Raw genomic sequence first — 22,289 nt, forward strand, 5'->3', positions numbered from 1 at the left:
TTAATAGTATAAACGCTTTAGGTATTTTAATGAAGACTAAAAGTTTATCATTTCTATTCTTATGAGAAACGTGCTAACTGCTAGAAATTATGGTAGAATAAAGTATTAAGTAATCGTGGAAAAAGGATATCTATGCGAAAAGAAATTGCACCTGAATTATACAACTATAACAAGTTTCCTGGTCCTGAGTTCCATTTACACGGGGACAAGGTAGAAACGGAAGGGATAGCTTTTTCCTTGGTGGAAAATATCAAGGATGCCTTCGATGTGACGGCTTTTAATCAGCGTTTTTCAGAAGTCTTAACAAAGTTTGATTATATCGTGGGAGACTGGAGCAACGAACAGCTTCGCCTTCGAGGTTTTTACAAGGATGATCGAACAGAAGAAAAACTTGAAAAAATCAGTCGTTTACAAGACTACCTTTTAGAGTATTGTAGTTATGGTTGTGCCTATTTTGTCTTATCAAATGAAGCCCCTAAGCGAGCATCATTTGATAAGAAAATGCGTAAGAAGGAAGAAGAAACACCTTCTAGAAAAGGAAAGAAACCGACTCAAACAAAACGAAAACCGAATGCAGATAAGAAAAATAGACGTCGTCAGAAAGACCAGCATTCTCAGAAAGAGGACAAGGGGCAACGTCATTTTGTCATTCGTCAGAAGTGAGTAGAGAATAAGGAGAAGAAATGAAACCGTCAATTTATAGTTTAACACGTCAAACCATGCAGGAATGGGTTTTGGAGCAGGGAGAAAAGAAATTCCGTGCAGATCAAATCTGGGAATGGCTTTACCGTAAACGTGTCCAGTCATTTGAAGAGATGACCAACCTTTCCAAGGATTTGATTGCGAAGCTCAATGACCAGTTTGTAGTCAATCCCTTGAAACAACGCATCGTGCAAGAGTCTGCTGATGGGACAGTTAAATATCTTTTTGAATTGCCAGATGGTATGTTGATTGAGACAGTACTGATGCGTCAACACTATGGTTTGTCAGTCTGTGTGACGACTCAGGTCGGATGTAATATCGGTTGTACCTTCTGTGCCTCTGGTTTGATTAAGAAACAACGTGACCTCAATAACGGTGAAATCGTAGCGCAAATCATGCTGGTTCAGAAATACTTTGATGAACGTGGTCAGGATGAACGCGTCAGCCATATTGTTGTCATGGGAATTGGTGAGCCCTTTGATAACTACAATAATGTCTTGAATTTTGTTCGTACTATCAATGATGATAAAGGAATGGCCATCGGTGCTCGTCACATTACGGTTTCAACCTCAGGTTTGGCCCATAAAATTCGTGATTTTGCTAATGAAGGAGTTCAGGTCAATCTTGCCGTTTCCCTTCACGCACCCAATAATGAATTGCGCTCAAGCATCATGAAGATTAACCGTGCCTTTCCGATTGAAAAACTCTTTGCTGCTATTGAGTACTACATCGAAACAACAAATCGTCGTGTGACCTTTGAGTATATCATGCTCAATGAAGTCAATGATGGTGTAGAACAAGCCTTAGAATTGGCTGAATTGCTCAAGAATATCAAGAAATTGTCTTATGTAAACTTGATTCCTTATAACCCAGTTAGTGAGCATGACCAATATAGCCGTAGTCCTAAAGAGCGCGTCCTGGCCTTTTATGATACGCTTAAGAAAAAAGGGGTTAACTGTGTGGTTCGTCAAGAGCATGGTACTGATATTGATGCAGCTTGTGGACAATTGCGTTCTAATACAATGAAACGTGACCGCCAGAAAGCAGTCGCAGCAGTCAATCCTTAATGATGAAGAAGACTTATAATCGTATTTTGGTCTGGGGAGTCATTTTCTATAGTATTTGTATCGTTTACTTTTGCTTTACTCCTCAAGAACATTCTCCCGTGGGGGTGGAAACTCCAGGTATTCAGCATCTTGGACGCCTGGTTTTTCTTTTGACTCCTTTCAATTCTCTCTGGAAACTGGGTGAGGTGAGTGACATAGGACAATTATGTTGGCTTTTTCTACAAAATATCCTCAATGTCTTCTTACTTTTTCCTCTGATTTTCCAACTCCTTTATCTCCTTCCAAATTTGCGTAAGACAAGAAAAGTGATCTTTTTCAGTTTTCTTATAAGCCTAGGAATTGAGTGTACGCAGTTAGTCTTAGATTTTTTCTTTGATTTTAATCGCGTCTTTGAGATTGATGATTTGTGGACCAATACCTTGGGTGGCTATCTGGCTTGGCTTCTCTATAAACAATTACATAAAAACAAGATAAGGAATTAAAATGAGTATTTTAGAAGTTAAAAATCTGAGTCATGGTTTTGGTGACCGTGCAATTTTTGAAGATGTGTCCTTCCGCCTCCTTAAGGGAGAACATATCGGTCTGGTCGGTGCCAATGGTGAAGGAAAATCAACCTTTATGAGCATTGTGACTGGTAAAATGCTGCCAGATGAAGGAAAGGTTGAGTGGTCCAAATATGTGACTGCGGGTTACTTGGATCAACACTCAGTCCTTGCTGAAGGGCAGTCGGTGCGTGATGTGCTCCGTACAGCTTTTGATGAGCTGTTTAAAGCTGAAGCTCGTATCAATGACCTTTATATGGAAATGGCTGAAGACGGTGCGGATGTTGATGCTCTCATGGAAGAAGTTGGCGAACTGCAAGATCGTTTAGAGAGTCGTGATTTCTATACCTTGGATGCTAAGATTGACGAAGTAGCGCGTGCCCTTGGTGTCATGGACTTTGGCATGGATACAGATGTAACTTCTTTGTCAGGTGGGCAAAGAACCAAGGTGCTTTTGGCAAAACTCCTCCTTGAAAAGCCCGATATCTTGCTTTTGGACGAGCCAACCAACTACTTGGATGCTGAGCATATTGACTGGCTCAAGCGCTATCTCCAAAACTATGAGAATGCCTTTGTCCTTATTTCACACGATATTCCATTCTTGAACGATGTTATCAATATCGTCTATCATGTGGAAAATCAACAGCTGACGCGTTACTCTGGTGACTACTACCAGTTCCAAGAAGTCTATGCTATGAAGAAATCTCAGCTAGAGGCAGCCTACGAACGTCAGCAGAAAGAAATTGCGGACCTTAAGGACTTTGTTGCCCGAAACAAAGCGCGTGTTGCAACACGAAACATGGCCATGTCTCGTCAGAAGAAATTGGATAAGATGGATATTATCGAATTACAAAGTGAGAAACCAAAACCATCCTTTGATTTCAAATCAGCTCGTACGCCAGGGCGCTTTATCTTCCAAGCCAAGGATTTGCAAATTGGTTATGATCGTCCTCTGACCAAGCCTTTAAATCTTACCTTTGAACGTAATCAAAAGGTTGCTATTATCGGGGCAAATGGTATCGGGAAAACAACTCTCTTGAAGTCCCTATTGGGCATTATTCCACCAATCGCTGGAGAGGTTGAACGTGGAGACTACCTAGAACTTGGCTACTTTGAACAAGAAGTAGAAGGTGGCAATCGTCAAACACCACTAGAGGCTGTTTGGAATGCCTTTCCAGCTCTTAACCAAGCAGAAGTTCGTGCAGCCCTTGCCCGTTGTGGTTTGACAACTAAGCATATCGAAAGCCAAATTCAGGTCTTGTCAGGTGGGGAACAAGCCAAGGTTCGTTTCTGTCTCTTGATGAATCGTGAAAACAACGTTTTAGTGCTGGACGAGCCGACCAACCATTTGGATGTGGATGCCAAGGATGAACTCAAACGCGCTCTCAAAGAATACAAGGGATCTATCCTTATGGTCTGCCATGAACCAGACTTCTATGAAGGCTGGATGGACCAAATATGGGATTTTAATAATCTAACTTAAAAATGAGGACAAAAAAATACAGTACCGAATGTGGATACTGTATTTTTTGGTTTTTAAGATTTAAAATCGTAGTCTTTCACCACTTCGATGCTGTCGATTGTGATAGCAGTAGTTGGCTTGTCTTTTTCATCTTTTTCGGCTTTGGCAATTTTATCTACAACATCCATACCGTCAATCACTTGACCAAATACGGGGTGTTTGCCATCTAGACTAGGGTTTCCCCCTTCTTTATAGGCTTCGATAATTTTCTTTGGATACTTGCTTGTAGGGAGTTTAGCAGAGGTATCTGTAGAGTTTTGGTTGATGAAGAACTGGCTACCATTGGTGTTTGGTTGACCAGTATTAGCCATAGAAAGAGCACCACGGATGTTATAGAGATAAGGAGTAATCTCGTTTTTGAAACCAGTTCCCTTGTCTTTAGTCTTATCCTTGTCATGCCAGATGGACTGACCACCTGTACCGTCCCCTTTTGGATCTCCAGTTTGAACCATGAAGCCATCGATGACACGGTGGAAGGTAATGCCGTTATAGTAGCCTTCTTTGGCGTGAGTGAGGAAGTTTTCAACCGCTAGAGGAGCGAGTTTAGGGAATAGTTTGATACGGATATCTCCTTGACTTGTGTGTAGAATCACTTCAGCCTCGTCTTCAGCAACTTCTTTAGATAGTTGCGGGAAATTGGCGTTTTCGTTTGTTAAAGCATCGTTTAACTCCTTAGCAGATTGGGCAGCTGCTTTGGAACTTTCTTCAGCAGCAAGACTGGAATCAACATAGTCATCACCACGCAGACTGCGTTGGATGCTGCTACATCCAGCTAGAGCTACGGTGGACAGTAAAAGAAGGGTTGCTAGTTTTTTCATTCTATTCCTCTCAAAAATTTATTTCTACCATTGTACCCTAAAAGGAAGTGGATTTCAAATGTTAGTGACAAGACAGTTTAAGAGGAAGCCAACCAGAAAGTCGCTTGCTTAGGAGCATCAATGCCATAAGTGTATTCAAAGTATTTAGGGAATCAGATCTTAAGAAAGCTCGTAAAGTATCACAATTAGTAAACGTCAATTAGAAAGAATTACTATATTTTAAAAGAGCACATTTTCAAAGGATTTTTTCTTTTGGCTTCAATTCCTAATTAGTCAATGAACTTAATACTAGGTCTCGAAAAGAATTATGCTTCCTCTTTATGTCTGAGTTCAAAGAGGTCTTCTACTTTCAGATTAAAAACTTGAGCAATTTTAAGAGCCATTTCCAGCGAAGGGTTGTAACGGTTATTTTCCAAGTGCAGAATTGTCTCGCGTCGCATGCCGATGAGGTCGGCTAACTCCTGCTGAGTCATGCCTGTGGACTCACGAACAGATTTGAGATTAGTAATAATATTGCTTTCTTTGGCCATGTTTATCCTCTACGTTCCAAGATAAGATAGACAACCGCAAAGATGCAAATCAAGACAGCTATGCTAATAAATATCTGTCCAATGTAAAGAGTGAGAGATCCCATATACCCAATGATAACTGCTAGAATCATCAGTGCGCCTAGTATAAAAACAAACATCAAGCTAGCTGCCTTGGCTAAATTAGCATAAAAGCGTTCGTCCGGAGTTTCCTTGACATTTTTTAAAGAGAAAAAACCAAATCCAATCATTTCAATAACGAGGCCAATTCCCAAAATCCATTCTTTAATACCAGAACTTACGCTTGGGGTCGCAACCCAAATCCCTACTGTATAAAAAATGCTTGCTGCAAAAAAAAGTATCGTGTAAAGCTTAGCAGACAAGTCAAAAATAGTCTTTCCCTTACCTTTCTGACTCTTATGTAGCCAGCTACAAATAGCTACAATTTGACCTGACACTGAAATACCAGTAATAACTAACTTGGGTCCCCAACTAAGATTAGAACCAAATAAAACAATAAAATCAATAAAGAGAGCTACGGCAATCATTGCAATGAGGCCACGCATTTTTTGACTTTTTTTCATGATAGACTCCTTTTTTGTGTTATAAATATATCACACTTAAATTTTATGTTATAAATATATCACATTTAAATTTAGAAAGCAAGAATTTATGTGCCAAGATGGCAGTTATTTGAAAAAATTTTTTAATAAAAGCCCTTGATAGTCAAACAACTAACAAATTCTTTGAAGCAATGCATCGGATTTGGTTTGGATAGTTTCGTTAGTAATATTTGATGATAAAAAATTTTTGGAAAATCTAGATACTCTATGAATCTCTACTTTTTTAGACTATTATAAAGTCTGTCAGAATAAGCGTTATAGGTGTAGAAGTTAATTTTTACAGAACTAAATTATTCCCCCATTTAGAATCTATTAATTCATATTTTATAAATTAATTAGTAGATATCATTCTTAAAATCCTTGATATTTCGTTTGGGAACGGGCTTAGAATTTAGGAGCCAAGTATCCAAATCTCGTTCAGGCGATATGAAGGGTTTGACTTGATGGTCTTTATAAAATGTTTCTAATACTCTTCGAAAATCAAATTCAAACTACGTCAGCTTTACCTTGCCGTACTCAAGTACAGCCTGCGGCTAGCTTCCTAGTTTGCTCTTTGATTTTCATTGAGTATAAAATAGTATTCACGGATAGCTTCTTTCAAACATTTATTTCCTACTTCTAACAAATTTCTAAATGGTTTAAAAATTTTATAGTCTGTCAAGTTTTTTTCTTGACACCTGTCAGGAATCTGATATAATAGAACATGTGCTAAATAGCTCAGCTATTTCACCGAAATAAAAAATAAGAAAAGAGACTTTAAAAATGGCAGTTAAAATCCGTTTGACTCGTATGGGTTCTAAGAAAAAACCTTTCTACCGTATCAACGTAGCAGATTCACGTTCACCACGTGACGGACGTTTCATCGAAACAGTTGGAACTTACAACCCACTTGTTGCTGAAAACCAAGTAACTTTGAAGGAAGACCGCGTTCTTGCATGGTTGGCTGATGGAGCTCAACCTTCAGATACAGTTCGCAACATCCTTTCAAAAGAAGGTGTATTGAAGAAATTCCACGATTCTAAATTCTCAAAATAAGTTTAAAGTAGGTTGACAGATGGATACGATTGAAAATCTCATTATTGCGATTGTGAAACCCTTGATTTCACAACCAGATGCCTTAACTATCAAGATTGAAGATACACCAGAATTTTTGGAATATCATTTGGATCTTGATCAAAGCGATGTGGGTCGTGTAATCGGTCGTAAGGGTCGCACTATTTCTGCGATAAGAACGATTGTCTACTCTGTCCCAACTGAAGACAAAAAAGTAAGAATCGTTATTGACGAAAAATAAGAAGAGCGGGACGAATGTCTCGCTTTTTTGCGAGGAATAGAAGAAAGGTTTAACGTTTAGACAAATACAAGACTACCTACTGGAACATTACCAGCAGTCTCGGACTGAGGAAGATCTTTTTATCCAGCTAGTGGAGGAAGTCGGAGAAGTAGCTGAGGTTTTGAATGGTCGTTCTGGTAGAAAAGAGGGCGTTCAGGATTCTAACGAGGAACTAGCAAAAGAACTGGCTGATATCATTCACTACACTGTCGCAATTGCGGCCATCAACGACATAGATCTAACCAAGACCATTTTTGAAAAAGACAAAAAGGCGGCTATCAAATATCAGCATGAACGAGATTTGGAAGGATTTTTGAAGGAATTCGAGAGTTGACATACTTTTTCTCCAACTTGAGAAAATCTTTGGAACGTGATAAAATAAAGGATAAGGATTTTTAATAATTCATTATATAGAACGAGTGGATTTCTTTATGAAGAGGTTTGAAGTATCTACAGAAATTGGTAGTCTCTCTGTTACTTATCAAAAACAAAAGAAAATGCTAGTTTGTTTAAGTGGCGCAGGTTTGCTACCAAGTTATGAAAATTTTTCACTTATACTTGAAAAACTTCCTCCTACAATTGGTTATTTGACAATTGATTTTCCGAACACAGGTAGGAGTCCGATTCATGACCAATCTGGTAAAAATCTGGATAATCTTGCAGATGCGGTTTATGAAGTACTTGAAGAATTGGCGATTTCTGAATATATACTTTGTGTACATAGTTTGAGTGGAATTTTAGCTTGCAAATTGCTCAAGAAACCAATTAAGTGTCAGGCTTTAGTAGCAATTGAACCGACAACTAAAAACGTCATGTTTGCTGATTTTTCAGAAAATTCTTATCCAGAAATGGAAGAGCAGATGAGGCTGATTGACGAGTGTGGTCCTGAACTTTATTTTAAGAACTTAACTCAAGCAACATTTAGACCTGAAATTAATAAAGAAATCTGGGAAATAATGCAGGGAAAAGGCTCAGAGTTGGAAAATCAAGATCCAGGATTTCAAATATCTGGAGAGATTACTGAGGAAGATTTTGAGAATTTGTCGATAGAAACTTGTACCCCTGTATTTATTTTTTGTCAGCCTTATAGAGAAAAAGAGTACAGAGAATCAGAATATTGGACTTCCAATACTAAACTCATTTTAGGAGGGAATCACCATTATTTACAATGGTCAGAATCAGAAAAAATTGCGACTATTATTCGAGAATTGTTAGAATAAGATGGATAGAAATAAAGTACAGGAGACAAGATGAACTACTTTAATGTTGGGAAAATCGTCAATACGCAAGGATTGCAGGGTGAGATGCGAGTCTTGTCTGTGACAGATTTTGCAGAAGAACGGTTTAAAAAAGGGGCTGAGCTGGCTTTGTTTGATGAAAAAGATCAGTTTGTTCAAACAGTGACCATTGCTAGCCACCGTAAACAGAAGAACTTTGACATTATTAAATTCAAAGACATGTACCATATCAATGCTATTGAAAAGTACAAGGGATACAGTCTCAAGGTTGCTGAGGAAGATTTGAATGACCTAGACGATGGTGAATTTTATTATCACGAGATTATCGGTTTGGAAGTCTATGAGGGTGATAACTTGATTGGAACCATCAAGGAAATCCTGCAACCAGGTGCTAACGATGTCTGGGTGGTCAAGCGAAAAGGCAAGCGTGATTTGCTCTTGCCTTATATCCCACCAGTGATTCTCAATGTTGATATTCCAAATAACCGCGTTGATGTGGAAATCTTAGAAGGGTTAGACGATGAAGATTGATATTTTAACCCTTTTTCCAGAGATGTTTTCTCCGTTAGAGCACTCAATCGTTGGAAAGGCTCGAGAAAAAGGGCTCTTGGATATCCAGTATCATAATTTCCGAGAACATGCTGAAAAGGCCCGTCATGTAGATGATGAACCATACGGAGGTGGTCAGGGGATGTTGCTCCGAGCCCAACCCATTTTCGATGCCTTTGATGCTATTGAAAAGAAAAATCCGCGCGTCATTCTCCTCGATCCTGCTGGAAAGCAGTTTGATCAAGCTTATGCCGAGGATTTGTCTCAAGAGGAAGAGCTAATCTTTATCTGTGGGCACTACGAGGGTTATGATGAGCGCATTAAGACCTTGGTGACAGATGAGATCTCCCTGGGCGACTATGTCTTGACTGGTGGAGAGTTAGCGGCTATGACCATGGTTGATGCTACGGTACGCCTGATTCCAGAAGTGATTGGTAAGGAGTCTAGCCACCAAGATGATAGTTTTTCTTCTGGGCTTCTCGAGTATCCTCAGTACACACGTCCCTATGATTATCGAGGGATGGTCGTGCCAGATGTACTGATGAGTGGACACCATGAGAAGATTCGTCAGTGGCGATTGTATGAGAGTTTAAAGAAAACCTATGAACGCAGACCGGATTTGCTTGAACATTATCAACTGACAGCAGAAGAAGAAAAAATGCTGGCAGAAATCAAAGAAAACAAAGAATAAAGGAGATACCTATGCAAGTAATCAAACGTGATGGAGAAATTGCTGAATTTAATCCAGATAAGATTTACCAAGCTATCTTAAAGGCAGCTCAGACTGTCTATGTATTGACAGATGATTTACGTCAAAACCTTGCACAAGTCACTAAGAAAGTGGTTTTGGATTTGGAAGAGGCCAAGGTGGAACGTGCTACCATTAGCATGATTCAGTCTATGGTTGAACATCGTCTACTAGGTGCAGGTTACATTACCATTGCAGAACACTACATTTCCTATCGTCTACAACGTGACTTGGAAAGAAGTGGTTATGGAGATCATATCGCAGTTCATTTACATTTTGAACAAATTCGCTAAGAAAAAAGAGTGGGATGAAGCAACTACATCTCACTCTTTCTTAAATCTATTTTTTTGGGCTGTTTGGACAGTTGAAGGGACAAATCGTAGGCGTTGAATATCGCTTATGCGGATAATACGGGTCACATTTTTAGCAAAATTTTTCACGATAATTTGCTGGCGTTGCTGATCGTATTTGATGATGTCACCTGTAAAACTTGTCTCAGACAAGATAAGGTGAACAGCAGTTTGTTTCTGGATAGCCTCTTCAATAGTGGCTGTAAGGGAGTTGCTTTCAGTATGGTCTGGTTCTTCATGTCCATTTAAAAAGTCATGTATTTTATCTAGAACTTGCTGGAATTTATGTCTCATATTGGCCTCCCTTCTTTTATATCAATATTATATAAAATTTTCCTAAAATCTACAAGATTTTACGAATAATCAAATGAAAGCAAAAAAAGGAGAAGAAAATGGCAGAATTTACATTTGAAATCGAAGAGCACTTGTTGACTCTTTCTGAAAACGAAAAAGGTTGGACCAAGGAAATCAACCGTGTGAGCTTTAATGGAGCCCCTGCAAAGTTTGATATTCGTGCTTGGAGTCCAGACCATACTAAAATGGGTAAAGGGATCACTCTCTCAAATGAAGAATTTCAAACGATGGTGGATGCCTTTAAAGGCAACTAAGTTGTCAAAATGAATGAAAAGGATATTGAGTCATGATAACTCGATATCCTTTTTTAGTTAGTAAAGTAAGCCTGATTTTTAAGGCGTTGAAGTAGGGGACGACTAATAAAACTAATAGCCAGAAGTTTACCAAGATCTGGAATGATAAAGGGAATGACCCCCACAATAAGAGCTTTTTCAAATGCCATTCCAGCTAGGAAATGCAAGCTGAGGATCCCACCGACAAAAACAAGTGTATCTCCCAAGAGATTTGCTAGAAAAATTCTGACAAAACCACTATCACTGTTAGTTAGAGAAGAGGTAAGTCCAGAATAAACAAGATAAAACCAAAGATAGCCTGCAGTAGGACCAACTAAAGCCTGAAAACCAGCTCCACCTCCTGCAAAGACAGGAAGACCGATAGCACCTAGAAGAAGATAGAGTCCAACAGAAAGTACAGCCTCCCTCGGTCTAAAGACAGTAGCAATCAAGCCGATTGCAAAGTTTTGCAGAGTGAAGGGGACAGGTCCAATTGGAATACTGATTTGTGCTAAAACAGCAATGAGAGCAGCACCAATAGCAGGGATGGCATAAACGTGAGCTTTTTTCAAAATAGTTAACCTCTTTTCTGATGTATAGTAACTATTATACTCGTAGAGTAATTATTGTCAACCTATTTATAAATTCAAGGTAACAAAAACTGTAACGGCCGATTTTGCTTACTGGGTAAGTTGTTTTCATCGATTGTAAATCATCAAAAAAGAAGCAGACACATTTGTATCAGCTTCTTTTGCTTCGATTAACGCATAGTTACAAATTCTTCGGATGCAGTTGGGTGAATCGCCACAGTTGCATCAAAGTCTGCTTTGGTTGCTCCCATTTTGATAGCAACAGCAAATCCTTGAATCATTTCATCAACACCGTATCCAATTCCATGAAGTCCGACAACTTTTTCTTCTGAACCAGCTGTGATCAATTTGAAACGAGTTTCTTGACGGTTGCAAGTGCAAGCAGAGTACATAGACGTAAAGCTTGATTTGTAAACCTTGATTTGGTCTTGACCGTATTCTTTAATAGCTTGCTCTTCTGTCAAGCCAACAGTTCCGATAGCAGGGTGTGAAAAGACAACAGTTGGAATAGTTGAGTAGTCCATTTTTGCAGTTGTTTTTCCGTTAAAGAGACGTTCAGACAAAGTACGTCCAGCTTTGATAGCAACTGGAGTTAGTTCTTTTTCACCTGTTACATCACCTAGAGCGTAGATTCCTTCAACAACAGTATTTTGGTATTTATCCACTTGGATAAAGCCACGTTCATTCAGAGTTACTCCAGCTTTTTCAAGTTGCAAGCTCTTAACGTTTGGACGGCGACCTGTAGCCCAGATAACTTGGCTAGCTGTGTGACTAGTACCATCTTCGAAATGAATGGTAATGCCCTCAGCAGTTTTTTCTAACTTGGCAGGGACTTTGTGAGTATGAAGTGGCAAGTTTGTTCTTTCCATTTCCTTTACCAAACCTTCAACGATGTAAGAATCAAAACCACGTAAAGGACGATCGCGACGAACAAAGAGGTCTGTCTTGACACCAAAAGTGTGGAGTACTCCAGCCAATTCAACGGCAATATAACCAGCACCTAGAATGGCAACTGACTCTGGCAATTCTTCCCAAGCAAATACATCATCAGAAGAGCCACCTAGTTCTGCACCAGGAATATTAGGAATACTTGGATGGGCACCAGTAGCAATCACGATATGTTTAGCACGAATGAGTTCACCATTTACGCTGACAGTATGAGAATCTACAAATTCAGCATGTCCTTCAATCAAGTCTACACCGTTGCGTTTAAAACTGCCATCATAAGAAGAACGAGCGCGATCAATGTAAGCTTCACGATTGCGACGTAGGGTTGCAAAGTCAAAGTTAAGATCAGTAGTTTTAAAACCGTAGTCTTCTCCAAATTGATGGAAAGTCTCAGCAATTTGTGCTCCGTACCACATGATTTTCTTAGGAACACAACCGACGTTGACACAGGTTCCACCTAATTTCTTTTCCTCAATAACGGCAGCTTTGGCTCCATGTTCACCAGCACGATTCATGGTAGCAATTCCTCCGCTACCTCCACCGATAGCAATGATATCATATTCTCTCATTGAAAACTCCTTTGTACTCTTTTAAATAGTAGAGTGTCATTTTTTGATAGTCATATTCTATCTTTTTTTTGATGTGATTGCAAAAATCTGCTACGTTCAAAAAAATTAAAGAAAAGGCTTGCAAAAAAGAAAAATAAAGTGTATTATATAACTAGTACAATAGAGATAAAAATTTCCGAACAATAAGTGAATCCTGAAATGTCATTATTTCGTTCTGAATTGTTATTGTTTGTATTTGGTAATTTTTGTATAATATTGTTAAGGACTTTAAATCAAAAAAGGAGTTTCATTATGAAAAAGAATCGTAAGGCTAAAAAGTGGCAATTGTATGCAGCAATCGGTGCTGCAAGTGTTGTTGTATTGGGGGCTGGGGGCATTTTGCTTTTTAGACAACCTTCTCAGACCGCTGTAAAAGATGAGGCTACTCATCTGGTTGTTGCTAAAGAAGGAAGCGTTGCATCCTCTGTTTTATTATCAGGGACAGTAACGGCAAAAAATGAACAATATGTTTATTTTGATGCTAGTAAGGGAGATTTAGATGAAATCCTTGTTTCTGTGGGGGATAAGGTTAGTGAAGGGCAGGCTTTAGTCAAGTACAGTAGTTCAGAAGCCCAGGCGGCCTATGATTCAGCTAGTCGAGCAGTTGCGAAGGCAGATCGTCATATCAATGAACTCAATCAAGCACGGAATGAAGCCGCTTCAGCTCCGGCTCCACAGTTGCCAACACCAGCAGGAGTCGAAGGAGCTGCGGCACAAACTCCAGCTCCAGTCGCAGGAAATTCAGTATCCTCTATTGATGCTCAATTGGGTGATGCCCGTGATGCCCGTGCAGATGCAGCGGCACAATTAAGCAAGGCTCAAAGTCAGTTGGATGCAATGACGGTTCTCAGTACCCTAGAGGGAACTGTGGTCGAAGTCAACCGTAATGTTTCTAAATCTCCAACTGGAGCTAGCCAGGTGGTAGTTCATGTCGTTAGCAATGAAAACTTGCAAGTTAAGGGGGAACTATCTGAATATAACCTTGCCAACCTCTCTGTAGGACAAGAAGTAACCTTTACTTCTAAAGTTTACCAAGATAAGAGCTGGACTGGTAAGATTAGCTACATTTCTGACTACCCTAAAAACAATGGTGAAGCGGCAAGTGCAGCTACTGCCGCAGCAGGTGGTAATTCTGGTTCTAAATATCCATATACTATCGATGTTACAAGTGAAATCGGTGATTTGAAACAAGGATTCTCAGTAAGTGTTGAGGTCAAGAATAAGAGTAAAGCCATTTTGGTTCCTCTAACAAGTATTGTGACTGAAAATGATAAGAACTATGTCTGGGTGCTTGACGAGCAGAAAAAGGCTAAGAAAGTGGAAGTTGGTTTGGGAAATGCTGATGCAGACAACCAAGAAATCACTTCAGGTCTGACAAATGGAGTCAAGGTCATCAGTAACCCAACGTCTTCTCTAGAGGAAGGAAAAGAGGTGAAGGCTGATGAAGCAACTAATTAGTCTAAAAAATATCTGCAGAAGCTACCGTAACGGTGACCAAGAACTGCAGGTTCTCAAAAATATCAACCTAGAAGTGAATGAGGGTGAATTTGTTGCCATCATGGGACCATCTGGTTCGGGTAAGTCTACTCTCATGAATACGATTGGTATGTTGGATACACCAACCAGTGGAGAATATTATCTTGAAGGCCAAGAAGTAGCTGGACTCGGTGAAAAACAACTAGCCAAGGTCCGCAATCAACAAATCGGTTTTGTCTTTCAGCAGTTTTTTCTTCTATCTAAACTTAACGCTCTGCAAAACGTAGAATTGCCCTTGATTTACGCGGGAGTTTCGGCTTCAAAACGTCGCAAGTTAGCTGAGGAGTATTTAGATAAGGTTGAATTGACAGAACGTAGTCATCATTTGCCTTCGGAATTATCTGGTGGTCAAAAGCAACGTGTAGCTATCGCGCGTGCCTTGGTAAACAATCCTTCTATTATCCTAGCGGACGAACCGACAGGAGCCTTGGATACCAAAACAGGTAACCAAATCATGCAACTATTGGTTGAACTAAATAAAGAAGGAAAAACTATTATCATGGTAACGCATGAGCCTGAAATCGCTACTTATGCCAAACGCCAGATTGTCATTCGAGATGGAGTTATTTCGTCTGACAGTGCGCAGTTAGAAAAGGAGGAAAACTAAGATGCAGAATCTGAAATTTGCCTTTTCATCTATCATGGCACATAAGATGCGCTCTTTTCTTACTATGATTGGGATTATCATTGGTGTTTCATCAGTTGTTGTGATTATGGCTCTGGGGGATTCCATGTCTCGTCAGGTCAATAAAAACATGACCAAGTCACAGAAGAATATTCATGTCTTTTTCTCGCCTATTAAAAGTAAAGACGGTTCTTTTACCCAAAAACAATCGGCTTTGACAGTTTCTGGGAAAGAAGAGGAAGTTCCTGTTGAACCACCAAAACCACAAGAGTCTTGGGTCAGGGAGGCGGCTAAACTGAAGGGGGTAGATAGTTACTATGTAACCAACTCAACGAATACCACCTTATCTTATAAAGATAAAAAAGTGGAGCGCGCTAGCTTGACGGGTGGGAATATTACCTATATGAAGGCGGTTGAAAATGAAATTGTTGCAGGCCGAAGTCTTATAGCTCAGGATTATAAAGATGTGGCCAGTGTCATTTTACTAGACCAAGAACTTGCTAATAGTCTGTTTGGATCTGCTCAAGAAGCTGTTAACCAGGTTATAGATGTTGGTGGCTTTAGCTATCGTGTCATTGGTGTCTATACCAGCGATGAGGCCAAGACTGCCAAGACTTTTGGTATTGGTGGACTTCCGATTACGACTAATATTTCTCTTGCCAACAACTTCAATATGGATGAGATTTCTGATATTGTCTTCCGGGTTAATGATACCAGTTTGACACCAACTGTGGGACCAGAATTAGCTAGAAAATTGACCGAAATTGCTGGTATTCAGCAAGGGGAGTATCAGGTGGCAGATGCGACTGCAGCCTTCCAAGAAGTACAACAATTGTTCGGCTTTATAACTACGATTATTAGTGCCATTGCAGGTATTTCCCTCTTTGTTGGAGGAACTGGTGTTATGAATATCATGCTGGTTTCGGTGACAGAGCGTACCCGTGAGATTGGTCTCCGTAAGGCTTTGGGTGCAACTCGTGCCAATATTTTAATCCAGTTTTTGATTGAATCCATGATTTTGACCTTGTTAGGTGGATTAATTGGCTTGACAATTGCAAGTGGTTTAACTGCCTTAGCAGGTTTGCTATTGCAAGGCTTGATTGCGGGTATAGAAGTTGGAGTATCAATCCCAGTTGCCCTATTTAGTCTTGCAGTTTCGGCTAGTGTGGGTATCGTTTTTGGAGTCTTGCCAGCCAACAAGGCATCGAAACTTGATCCAATTGAAGCCCTTCGTTATGAATAAGATTAACAAGATGGACGCTTGTCTATCTTGTTTTTGTATGGATTTCCCTATCGAAAATCATTAAAAATGTGATATAATGAAGTGTTAGAAAAACAGGTTTCATTTGCCTGGAAAGGAAAAATTATGTCTGAAAAGAATTTTTATATTACAACGCCGATTTACTATCCATCTGGTAAACTGCATATCGGATCTGCCTATACAACCATCGCTTGTGATGTCCTAGCACGTTACAAACGCCTGATGGGCTACGATGTCTTTTATTTGACAGGTCTTGATGAGCATGGTCAAAAGATTCAACAAAAAGCAGAAGAAGCTGGAATCACCCCTCAAGCCTATGTTGATGGGATGGCAGTTGGAGTCAAAGAACTCTGGCAATTACTAGATATCTCATACGATAAATTTATCCGTACAACGGATAACTACCATGAAAAAGTAGTGGCTCAAGTCTTTGAGCGCTTGCTTGCTCAAGATGATATTTACTTGGGTGAATACTCTGGTTGGTATTCAGTTTCAGATGAGGAATTCTTTACAGAAAGCCAGCTTGCGGAAGTGTTCCGTGATGAAGCTGGAAATGTGACTGGCGGTATTGCTCCATCAGGTCACGAGGTTGAATGGGTATCTGAAGAATCATATTTCCTTCGCCTTAGCAAATACCAAGATCGTTTGGTCGAATTTTTCAAGTCCCATCCTGAATTTATCACTCCAGATGGTCGTCTGAATGAAATGCTTCGCAACTTCATCGAGCCAGGTTTGGAAGATTTGGCTGTTTCTCGTACAACCTTTACATGGGGTGTGCCAGTGCCATCTAATCCAAAACACGTTGTCTATGTTTGGATTGATGCCCTTCTTAACTATGCTACAGCTCTTGGCTACGGTCAAGATGAACATGGTAACTTTGACAAATTCTGGAATGGAACAGTCTTCCACATGGTAGGAAAAGACATCCTTCGTTTCCACTCAATCTACTGGCCAATCCTTCTTATGATGTTAGATATCAAATTGCCAGATCGTTTGATTGCTCACGGTTGGTTCGTCATGAAAGACGGCAAAATGTCTAAATCTAAAGGGAATGTCGTTTACCCTGAAATGTTGGTAGAACGTTATGGTCTAGATCCACTTCGTTACTACCTCATGCGTAGCCTTCCAGTTGGTTCAGACGGAACCTTCACTCCTGAAGACTATGTAGGCCGTATCAACTACGAATTGGCCAATGACCTTGGAAACCTCCTCAACCGTACGGTTTCTATGATTAATAAGTACTTTGACGGGCAAGTCCCTGCCTATGTAGAAGGTGTAACAGAGTTTGACCATGCTCTTGCTGACGTTGCAGAACAATCAATCGCTGACTACCACACCTACATGGAAGCAGTTGACTACCCACGTGCACTTGAAGCAGTCTGGACCCTTATCTCTCGTACTAACAAATACATAGACGAGACAGCTCCATGGGTATTGGCAAAGGATGAAGCACTACGCGATCAATTGGCAAGTGTTATGAGTCACTTGGCAGCTAGCCTTCGTGTCGTAGCTCACTTGATTGAACCATTTATGATGGAAACCAGTCGTGCAGTTTTGACTCAACTTGGTTTAGCAGAAGTTGCTAGCCTTGAGAACTTGAACTTGGCTGACTTCCCAGCAGATGTGACTGTAGTTGCCAAAGGAACACCAATCTTCCCACGTCTGGATATGGAAGAAGAAATCGCCTATATCAAGGAACAAATGGAAGGCAATAAACCAGCAGTCGAAAAAGAGTGGAATCCAGACGAAGTTGAACTCAAACTAAACAAGGAAGAAATCAAGTTTGAAGACTTTGACAAGGTCGAAATCCGTGTCGCAGAAGTCAAAGAAGTGTCTAAAGTAGAAGGTTCAGATAAGTTGCTTCAATTCCGCTTGGATGCTGGTGATGGTGAAGATCGTCAAATCCTCTCAGGAATTGCAAAATACTATCCAAACGAACAAGAATTGGTCGGCAAGAAAGTTCAAATCGTTGCCAACCTCAAACCTCGTAAAATGATGAAGAAATATGTCAGCCAAGGGATGATTCTCTCAGCTGAACATGATGGGAAATTAACCCTTCTCACAGTTGATCCAGCTGTACCAAACGGAAGTGTGATTGGGTAAAAATAGAGGCTCTATAATATTTGAATCTTTGTCTTGTTTCATGGGTTTAAGAAGATAACATGGAGTGAAATATAGTCAAAAAGCCGTTGCAAAGCGGTTTTTTGTTATAATTAATTGAAGAATGTAGAATCAAAGGAGAAAAATTTGATGAGATACATAACTCTTGGTCAAGGTGACAAAGAATTATCAGAAATTGTTCTCGGAATGATGAGAATAGAAGATAAGTCTGTAAAAGAAGTTGAAGAGCTTGTAGAAACAGCACTGTCTGTTGGAATCAATGCTTTTGACTTGGCTGATATTTATGGTCGTGGTCGTTGTGAAGAACTGTTAGGTCTTGTCCTAAAAAATCGTCAAGATTTAAGAGAAGAGATGTGGATTCAGTCAAAATGTGGAATTCGCATTGAAGAATTTACCTATTTTGATTTTTCTAAGGACTATATTATAAAATCAGTTGACGGAATTTTGCAAAGATTGAAGATAGATCATCTAGATAGCTTGCTCCTTCATCGACCAGATGCTTTGATGGAATCTGACCAAGTAGCAGAAGCCTTTGATCTCCTTTATAAACAAGGTAAGGTTCGAAATTTTGGAGTTTCTAATCAAAATCCTATGATGATGGAGTTACTTAAAAAAGATGTCAAGCAGCCGTTAGCTGTTAATCAGCTACAATTGAGTGCGGCTTTTACTCCAGGATTCGAATCAGGTTTTCATGTTAATATGGAAGATAGTCAAGCAGCTATGCGAGATGGCAGCATTTTTGAATATTGCCAATTACATGATGTGGTCATTCAAGCATGGTCTGTCTTACAATTTGGGTATTTTAAAGGGAATTTTGTTGGAAATGAGAAATTTCAAGCTTTAAATCAAGTACTTGATCGTTTAGCTATTAAATATGGAGTAACCTCTTCAACTATTGCCATTTCTTGGATATTACGTTATCCAGCAAAAATGCAGGCAGTCGTAGGTACAACAAATCCTAAGCACTTGAGAGAAGTTAGCCAAGCGGCAAACTTTAGCTTAACAAGAAAAGAATGGTATGAAATTTATCTAGCTGCAGGGAATAATTTGCCGTAAGTAGAAGCAGATGTAAATAAATCACAGTCAAAAAGCCGTTGGAAAACGGTTTTTTGTTATAATTAATTGAAGAATGTAGAATTAAAGGAGAACATCATGACATTTGAAGAAATCCTGCCTGGATTAAAGGCCAAGAAAAAATATGTACGAACTGGTTGGGGAGAGGCTGAAAACTATGTCCAACTTTTTGACACCATCGAGCAAAACGGGATTGCACTTGAAGTGACGCCCTATTTCCTAATCAACGTGTCTGGAGAAGGGGAAGGTTTTTCCATGTGGAGCCCGACACCTTGTGATGTTTTGGCAACGGATTGGGTAGAAGTGCATGACTAGACGTGTATTGATTACGGGAGTGAGTTCAGGTATCGGACTTGCTCAAGCTCGCCTCTTTTTAGAGAGTGGCTATCAAGTTTATGGAGTTGACCAAGGTGAAAATCTACTCTTAGAGCGTGATTTTCACTTTTTACAGAGAGATTTGACCTTGGACTTGGAGCCAATTTTTGACTGGTGTCCTCAGGTGGATGTCTTGTGCAATACTGCTGGAGTTTTGGATGATTACAAACCCCTATTGGAACAATCAGCGCAGGAAATTCAAGAGTTTTTTGAAATCAACTATATGACTCCTGTTGAATTGACTCGGCATTATTTGACACAAATGTTGGAAAATAAAAAAGGAATCATCATCAATATGTGTTCGATTGCTTCAAGTCTAGCTGGCGGAGGTGGTCACGCCTATACCTCGTCTAAGCACGCCTTAGCTGGCTTTACCAAGCAGTTGGCTCTAGACTATGCTGAAACTGGTATTCAGGTCTTTGGGATTGCTCCAGGGGCAGTCAAGACAGCTATGACCGCTGCGGACTTTGAACCAGGTGGATTGGCGAACTGGGTGGCTAGTGAAACTCCCATCAAACGCTGGATTGAGCCAGAGGAAGTAGCAGAGATTAGCCTTTTCTTAGCAAGTGGAAAAGCGAACGCCATGCAAGGACAAATCCTGACCATTGATGGTGGCTGGTCTTTGAAGTAGGAGGAGTTGAATGGAAATCAAAAAACACTTTGGAGTCTATGCTGTTTGCTTTGAAAATGGGAAGTTACTCTGCATTGAAAAAACGAGAGGCCCTTATCAACATCGTTATGATCTACCCGGTGGTAGTCAGCAACTTGGTGAAGGATTGACGGAAACGCTGATTAGAGAAGTTATGGAAGAGACGGGATATACTGTTAGAAGCTACTCCAATCCTCGAATCTACGATGTTTTCGTCAGGGAAGAGTTAACAAATTTTACTGTTCACCATATCATGGCCTTGTATGATGTTGAGATAAACAAGAAGGAAGCTCAAGTTACTATTTCGGATGCTGTCTCTGATGGTGCGAATGATTCACTCGGATATATTTGGATGGATATTCAGAAAATCACAGAAGAAAATGCATCACCATTAGTTTTGAAGGTAAAGGCAGAGTTACGAGGATTTCCTGAATTAGAACTGACAAGCTATAAGAATTGGAAGGTAAAACATGCAAAATCAGCTAGCTCTTAGTGGCGAACAAATTGTTGAAAAAGTTTATCCCCATTTATTGCACCACGTCGGTATGATTCGTGGGGAATACTTACTGAGAGAGCTCAATCAAAATATCCTATTAGCAAGTTGTCAACAATTTGTAAAAGATTATCTAGATACCATTTGCTCCTTGTACTCAGATGAAGAGGTTTGGTATCGTTTTTCAGAGTTAACAAATACAGAAGCTAATTGTTTAGAGGGGACTAAAGAGCATTTTGATGAAAATCATCCCTTGTTTGGTTATAGAGGAACTAGGCGCTTGCTGGCGTGTCCTGATGAATTTCAGGCTGAAGCACATGTCGTTACAGAAGTTTATCAAACAAATCCCAATCTGTCTGTTATTTTTCCTTTTATCAATGATGCTGAGCAGTTAAAACAAGCTATTAGAGTATTGCGTGAGCATGGTTTTACTGGAAAAGTCGGCACAATGATTGAATTACCGTCAGCTTATTTTGACTTGGACAGGATACTGGAAACTGGTATTTCAAAGATTATAGTTGGAATGAATGATTTGACTTCTTTTGTTTTTGCGACTGTGAGAAACAGTCAATGGCATGATATGGAAAGTCCAATAATGTTAGATATGCTAAGAGATATGCAGGATAAAGCAAGGATAAAAAAGATTGACTTTGCTGTAGCAGGCTATCTGAATACTTCTTTCATACAAAAAATGAATCAGATGGGTATCAAGTGTATTATCCACTACAGTTCTATTCCAGAGATTTTTAATTTAGAGATTGATCATCCAGACCACCTCAAACGTATAAAAGAAGTAAGTAAAAAATTACAAAGGAGCAACCCATGACACCGCAAGAAATGTGGAATGACTACAAGCAAATCAACCCCTCTATCGGAGATGAGATAGATGCCTGGGCTTTTGGAGTGGAAGCAGATCTCTTGGCAGATTTGGTTTTAAAAGGCGAAAAGACAGCAACTGCCTCAGCCTACGACCTCTATGCAATAGAAGACGAACCTCTTCCACGAGAAGGAACCTTTGACATCATTTTAGATAGCCAAGATCGAGCTGTCTGCATTGTCGAAATTACTAAGGTTTCCGTTCAGCCCTTTCATCAAGTTTCTGCTGACCATGCCTATAAGGAAGGTGAGGGAGACAAATCTTTAGCCTATTGGCGTCAGGTTCATGAGGACTGTTTCGCCGAGTGGCTGAGAGAGGCAGGACTGACTTTTACACCTGACAGCAAGGTTGTTTTGGAAGAATTTCGCAAGGTCTACCCACTCTAGACTGCAGAAGGAAGAAAGTTTTGGAAATTACCGTCCAATCCTTTTTTCTAAAGCAAAACATGATATAATAAGTTTGTTTGAAGAAGAGTAAAACTCTTAAA

At 39.8% G+C, this 22,289-nt stretch carries 28 protein-coding genes; 22 read left to right on the plus strand and 6 right to left on the minus strand.

From position 1 onward, the window contains the following. The first annotated feature begins 132 nt into the window (after positions 1–132). From M1G12_RS06940 to M1G12_RS06955, 4 genes are read left to right on the plus strand one after another with little or no spacing between them, the layout of a single operon-like run. A complete protein-coding gene (locus M1G12_RS06940) occupies positions 133–663 on the plus strand; it encodes a YutD family protein (RefSeq protein WP_024057533.1) in 531 nt (176 codons plus the stop codon). A gap of 20 nt (positions 664–683) precedes the next feature. After that, complete coding sequence (gene rlmN / locus M1G12_RS06945) at positions 684–1,769, plus strand: dual-specificity RNA methyltransferase RlmN (RefSeq protein WP_000804760.1); 1,086 nt, start codon at positions 684–686, stop codon at positions 1,767–1,769. After that, the gene (locus M1G12_RS06950; RefSeq protein ID WP_000976729.1) at positions 1,769–2,251 is read left to right on the plus strand and encodes a VanZ family protein; all 483 of its coding nucleotides are present in this window, start codon (positions 1,769–1,771) and stop codon (positions 2,249–2,251) included. The genes rlmN and M1G12_RS06950 overlap by 1 nt, the downstream gene beginning before the upstream one ends. Position 2,252: 1 nt before the next feature. Then, on the plus strand, positions 2,253–3,794 hold the full coding sequence (locus tag M1G12_RS06955) for an ABC-F family ATP-binding cassette domain-containing protein (RefSeq protein ID WP_000025380.1): 1,542 nt from the start codon (positions 2,253–2,255) through the stop codon (positions 3,792–3,794). 53 nt (positions 3,795–3,847) lie between these two features. Here M1G12_RS06955 and M1G12_RS06960 read toward each other — a convergent pair whose 3' ends face one another. The 3 genes from M1G12_RS06960 to M1G12_RS06970 form a co-directional block, all read right to left on the minus strand. Further along, positions 3,848–4,651, minus strand: a complete 804-nt coding sequence (locus tag M1G12_RS06960) for a peptidylprolyl isomerase (protein ID WP_049493410.1) — start codon at positions 4,649–4,651, stop codon at positions 3,848–3,850. A gap of 305 nt (positions 4,652–4,956) precedes the next feature. Continuing rightward, positions 4,957–5,181, minus strand: coding sequence for a helix-turn-helix transcriptional regulator (locus M1G12_RS06965; protein WP_023946407.1), 225 nt, complete (start codon positions 5,179–5,181; stop codon positions 4,957–4,959). A gap of 2 nt (positions 5,182–5,183) precedes the next feature. After that, positions 5,184–5,762, minus strand: coding sequence for a hypothetical protein (locus M1G12_RS06970; protein WP_247949619.1), 579 nt, complete (start codon positions 5,760–5,762; stop codon positions 5,184–5,186). An 801-nt stretch (positions 5,763–6,563) separates the two neighbouring features. Here M1G12_RS06970 and rpsP point away from each other — a divergent pair. The 7 genes from rpsP (at position 6,564) to M1G12_RS07005 (ending at position 9,962) form a co-directional block, all read left to right on the plus strand. After that, a complete protein-coding gene (gene rpsP, locus M1G12_RS06975; protein ID WP_000268760.1) occupies positions 6,564–6,836 on the plus strand; it encodes a 30S ribosomal protein S16 in 273 nt (90 codons plus the stop codon). Between the two features lie 19 nt (positions 6,837–6,855). Further along, entirely contained in the window at positions 6,856–7,095 is a 240-nt protein-coding gene (gene kphA / locus M1G12_RS06980) for an RNA-binding protein KphA (RefSeq protein WP_000379617.1), read from the plus strand. Between the two features lie 64 nt (positions 7,096–7,159). After that, positions 7,160–7,468: a MazG nucleotide pyrophosphohydrolase domain-containing protein gene (locus tag M1G12_RS06985; RefSeq protein ID WP_247949629.1), complete on the plus strand. Its 309-nt coding sequence runs from the start codon at positions 7,160–7,162 to the stop codon at positions 7,466–7,468. 97 nt (positions 7,469–7,565) lie between these two features. Next, positions 7,566–8,354, plus strand: a complete 789-nt coding sequence (locus M1G12_RS06990) for an alpha/beta fold hydrolase (protein WP_247949620.1) — start codon at positions 7,566–7,568, stop codon at positions 8,352–8,354. 30 nt (positions 8,355–8,384) lie between these two features. Next, a complete protein-coding gene (gene rimM / locus M1G12_RS06995; RefSeq protein WP_045611339.1) occupies positions 8,385–8,903 on the plus strand; it encodes a ribosome maturation factor RimM in 519 nt (172 codons plus the stop codon). Beyond that, the gene (gene trmD, locus M1G12_RS07000; RefSeq protein WP_247949621.1) at positions 8,893–9,612 is read left to right on the plus strand and encodes a tRNA (guanosine(37)-N1)-methyltransferase TrmD; all 720 of its coding nucleotides are present in this window, start codon (positions 8,893–8,895) and stop codon (positions 9,610–9,612) included. The genes rimM and trmD overlap by 11 nt, the downstream gene beginning before the upstream one ends. Positions 9,613–9,623: 11 nt before the next feature. Next, positions 9,624–9,962 carry an ATP cone domain-containing protein gene (locus M1G12_RS07005; RefSeq protein ID WP_001196040.1) on the plus strand — a complete coding sequence of 113 codons (339 nt, stop codon included), beginning with the start codon at positions 9,624–9,626 and terminating at the stop codon, positions 9,960–9,962. Between the two features lie 30 nt (positions 9,963–9,992). Here the strand turns inward: M1G12_RS07005 and M1G12_RS07010 are convergent, their stop codons facing one another. Further along, positions 9,993–10,313, minus strand: a complete 321-nt coding sequence (locus M1G12_RS07010) for a hypothetical protein (protein WP_023943050.1) — start codon at positions 10,311–10,313, stop codon at positions 9,993–9,995. A 98-nt stretch (positions 10,314–10,411) separates the two neighbouring features. Here M1G12_RS07010 and M1G12_RS07015 point away from each other — a divergent pair, with 98 nt between their 5' ends. Beyond that, positions 10,412–10,627, plus strand: coding sequence for a YdbC family protein (locus M1G12_RS07015; RefSeq protein WP_000807422.1), 216 nt, complete (start codon positions 10,412–10,414; stop codon positions 10,625–10,627). Positions 10,628–10,680: 53 nt separating this feature from the next. Here M1G12_RS07015 and M1G12_RS07020 read toward each other — a convergent pair whose 3' ends face one another. Then, entirely contained in the window at positions 10,681–11,217 is a 537-nt protein-coding gene (locus M1G12_RS07020; RefSeq protein WP_247942079.1) for a biotin transporter BioY, read from the minus strand. A 188-nt stretch (positions 11,218–11,405) separates the two neighbouring features. Then, the gene (gene gor / locus M1G12_RS07025; RefSeq protein WP_049502148.1) at positions 11,406–12,752 is read right to left on the minus strand and encodes a glutathione-disulfide reductase; all 1,347 of its coding nucleotides are present in this window, start codon (positions 12,750–12,752) and stop codon (positions 11,406–11,408) included. A gap of 288 nt (positions 12,753–13,040) precedes the next feature. Here gor and M1G12_RS07030 point away from each other — a divergent pair, with 288 nt between their 5' ends. The 10 genes from M1G12_RS07030 (at position 13,041) to M1G12_RS07075 (ending at position 22,188) form a co-directional block, all read left to right on the plus strand. Continuing rightward, positions 13,041–14,249 (plus strand): efflux RND transporter periplasmic adaptor subunit, encoded by a 1,209-nt coding sequence (locus M1G12_RS07030; protein WP_247942148.1) that lies wholly within the window; start codon positions 13,041–13,043, stop codon positions 14,247–14,249. After that, positions 14,233–14,934: an ABC transporter ATP-binding protein gene (locus M1G12_RS07035; protein ID WP_070481983.1), complete on the plus strand. Its 702-nt coding sequence runs from the start codon at positions 14,233–14,235 to the stop codon at positions 14,932–14,934. The genes M1G12_RS07030 and M1G12_RS07035 overlap by 17 nt, the downstream gene beginning before the upstream one ends. 1 nt (position 14,935) lies before the next feature. Beyond that, a complete protein-coding gene (locus tag M1G12_RS07040) occupies positions 14,936–16,195 on the plus strand; it encodes an ABC transporter permease (RefSeq protein WP_153199898.1) in 1,260 nt (419 codons plus the stop codon). Positions 16,196–16,318: 123 nt separating this feature from the next. Then, a complete protein-coding gene (gene metG / locus M1G12_RS07045; protein ID WP_247949622.1) occupies positions 16,319–18,316 on the plus strand; it encodes a methionine--tRNA ligase in 1,998 nt (665 codons plus the stop codon). A 147-nt stretch (positions 18,317–18,463) separates the two neighbouring features. Further along, a complete protein-coding gene (locus tag M1G12_RS07050) occupies positions 18,464–19,390 on the plus strand; it encodes an aldo/keto reductase (protein WP_247949623.1) in 927 nt (308 codons plus the stop codon). 96 nt (positions 19,391–19,486) lie between these two features. Further along, a complete protein-coding gene (locus M1G12_RS07055) occupies positions 19,487–19,723 on the plus strand; it encodes a DUF2829 domain-containing protein (protein WP_095726092.1) in 237 nt (78 codons plus the stop codon). Then, on the plus strand, positions 19,716–20,414 hold the full coding sequence (locus M1G12_RS07060) for a 3-oxoacyl-ACP reductase (protein ID WP_216733833.1): 699 nt from the start codon (positions 19,716–19,718) through the stop codon (positions 20,412–20,414). The genes M1G12_RS07055 and M1G12_RS07060 overlap by 8 nt, the downstream gene beginning before the upstream one ends. Before the next feature lie 10 nt (positions 20,415–20,424). Beyond that, complete coding sequence (locus tag M1G12_RS07065; RefSeq protein WP_095726090.1) at positions 20,425–20,925, plus strand: NUDIX hydrolase; 501 nt, start codon at positions 20,425–20,427, stop codon at positions 20,923–20,925. Next, positions 20,903–21,751, plus strand: a complete 849-nt coding sequence (locus tag M1G12_RS07070) for a putative PEP-binding protein (protein ID WP_095726089.1) — start codon at positions 20,903–20,905, stop codon at positions 21,749–21,751. The genes M1G12_RS07065 and M1G12_RS07070 overlap by 23 nt, the downstream gene beginning before the upstream one ends. Next, entirely contained in the window at positions 21,748–22,188 is a 441-nt protein-coding gene (locus tag M1G12_RS07075) for an ASCH domain-containing protein (protein WP_049518538.1), read from the plus strand. Before M1G12_RS07070 ends, M1G12_RS07075 begins: the two co-directional genes overlap by 4 nt. The last annotated feature ends 101 nt before the right edge of the window (positions 22,189–22,289 follow it).

The organism is Streptococcus mitis, assembly GCF_023110375.1.
GTDB lineage: Bacteria > Bacillota > Bacilli > Lactobacillales > Streptococcaceae > Streptococcus > Streptococcus mitis_CI.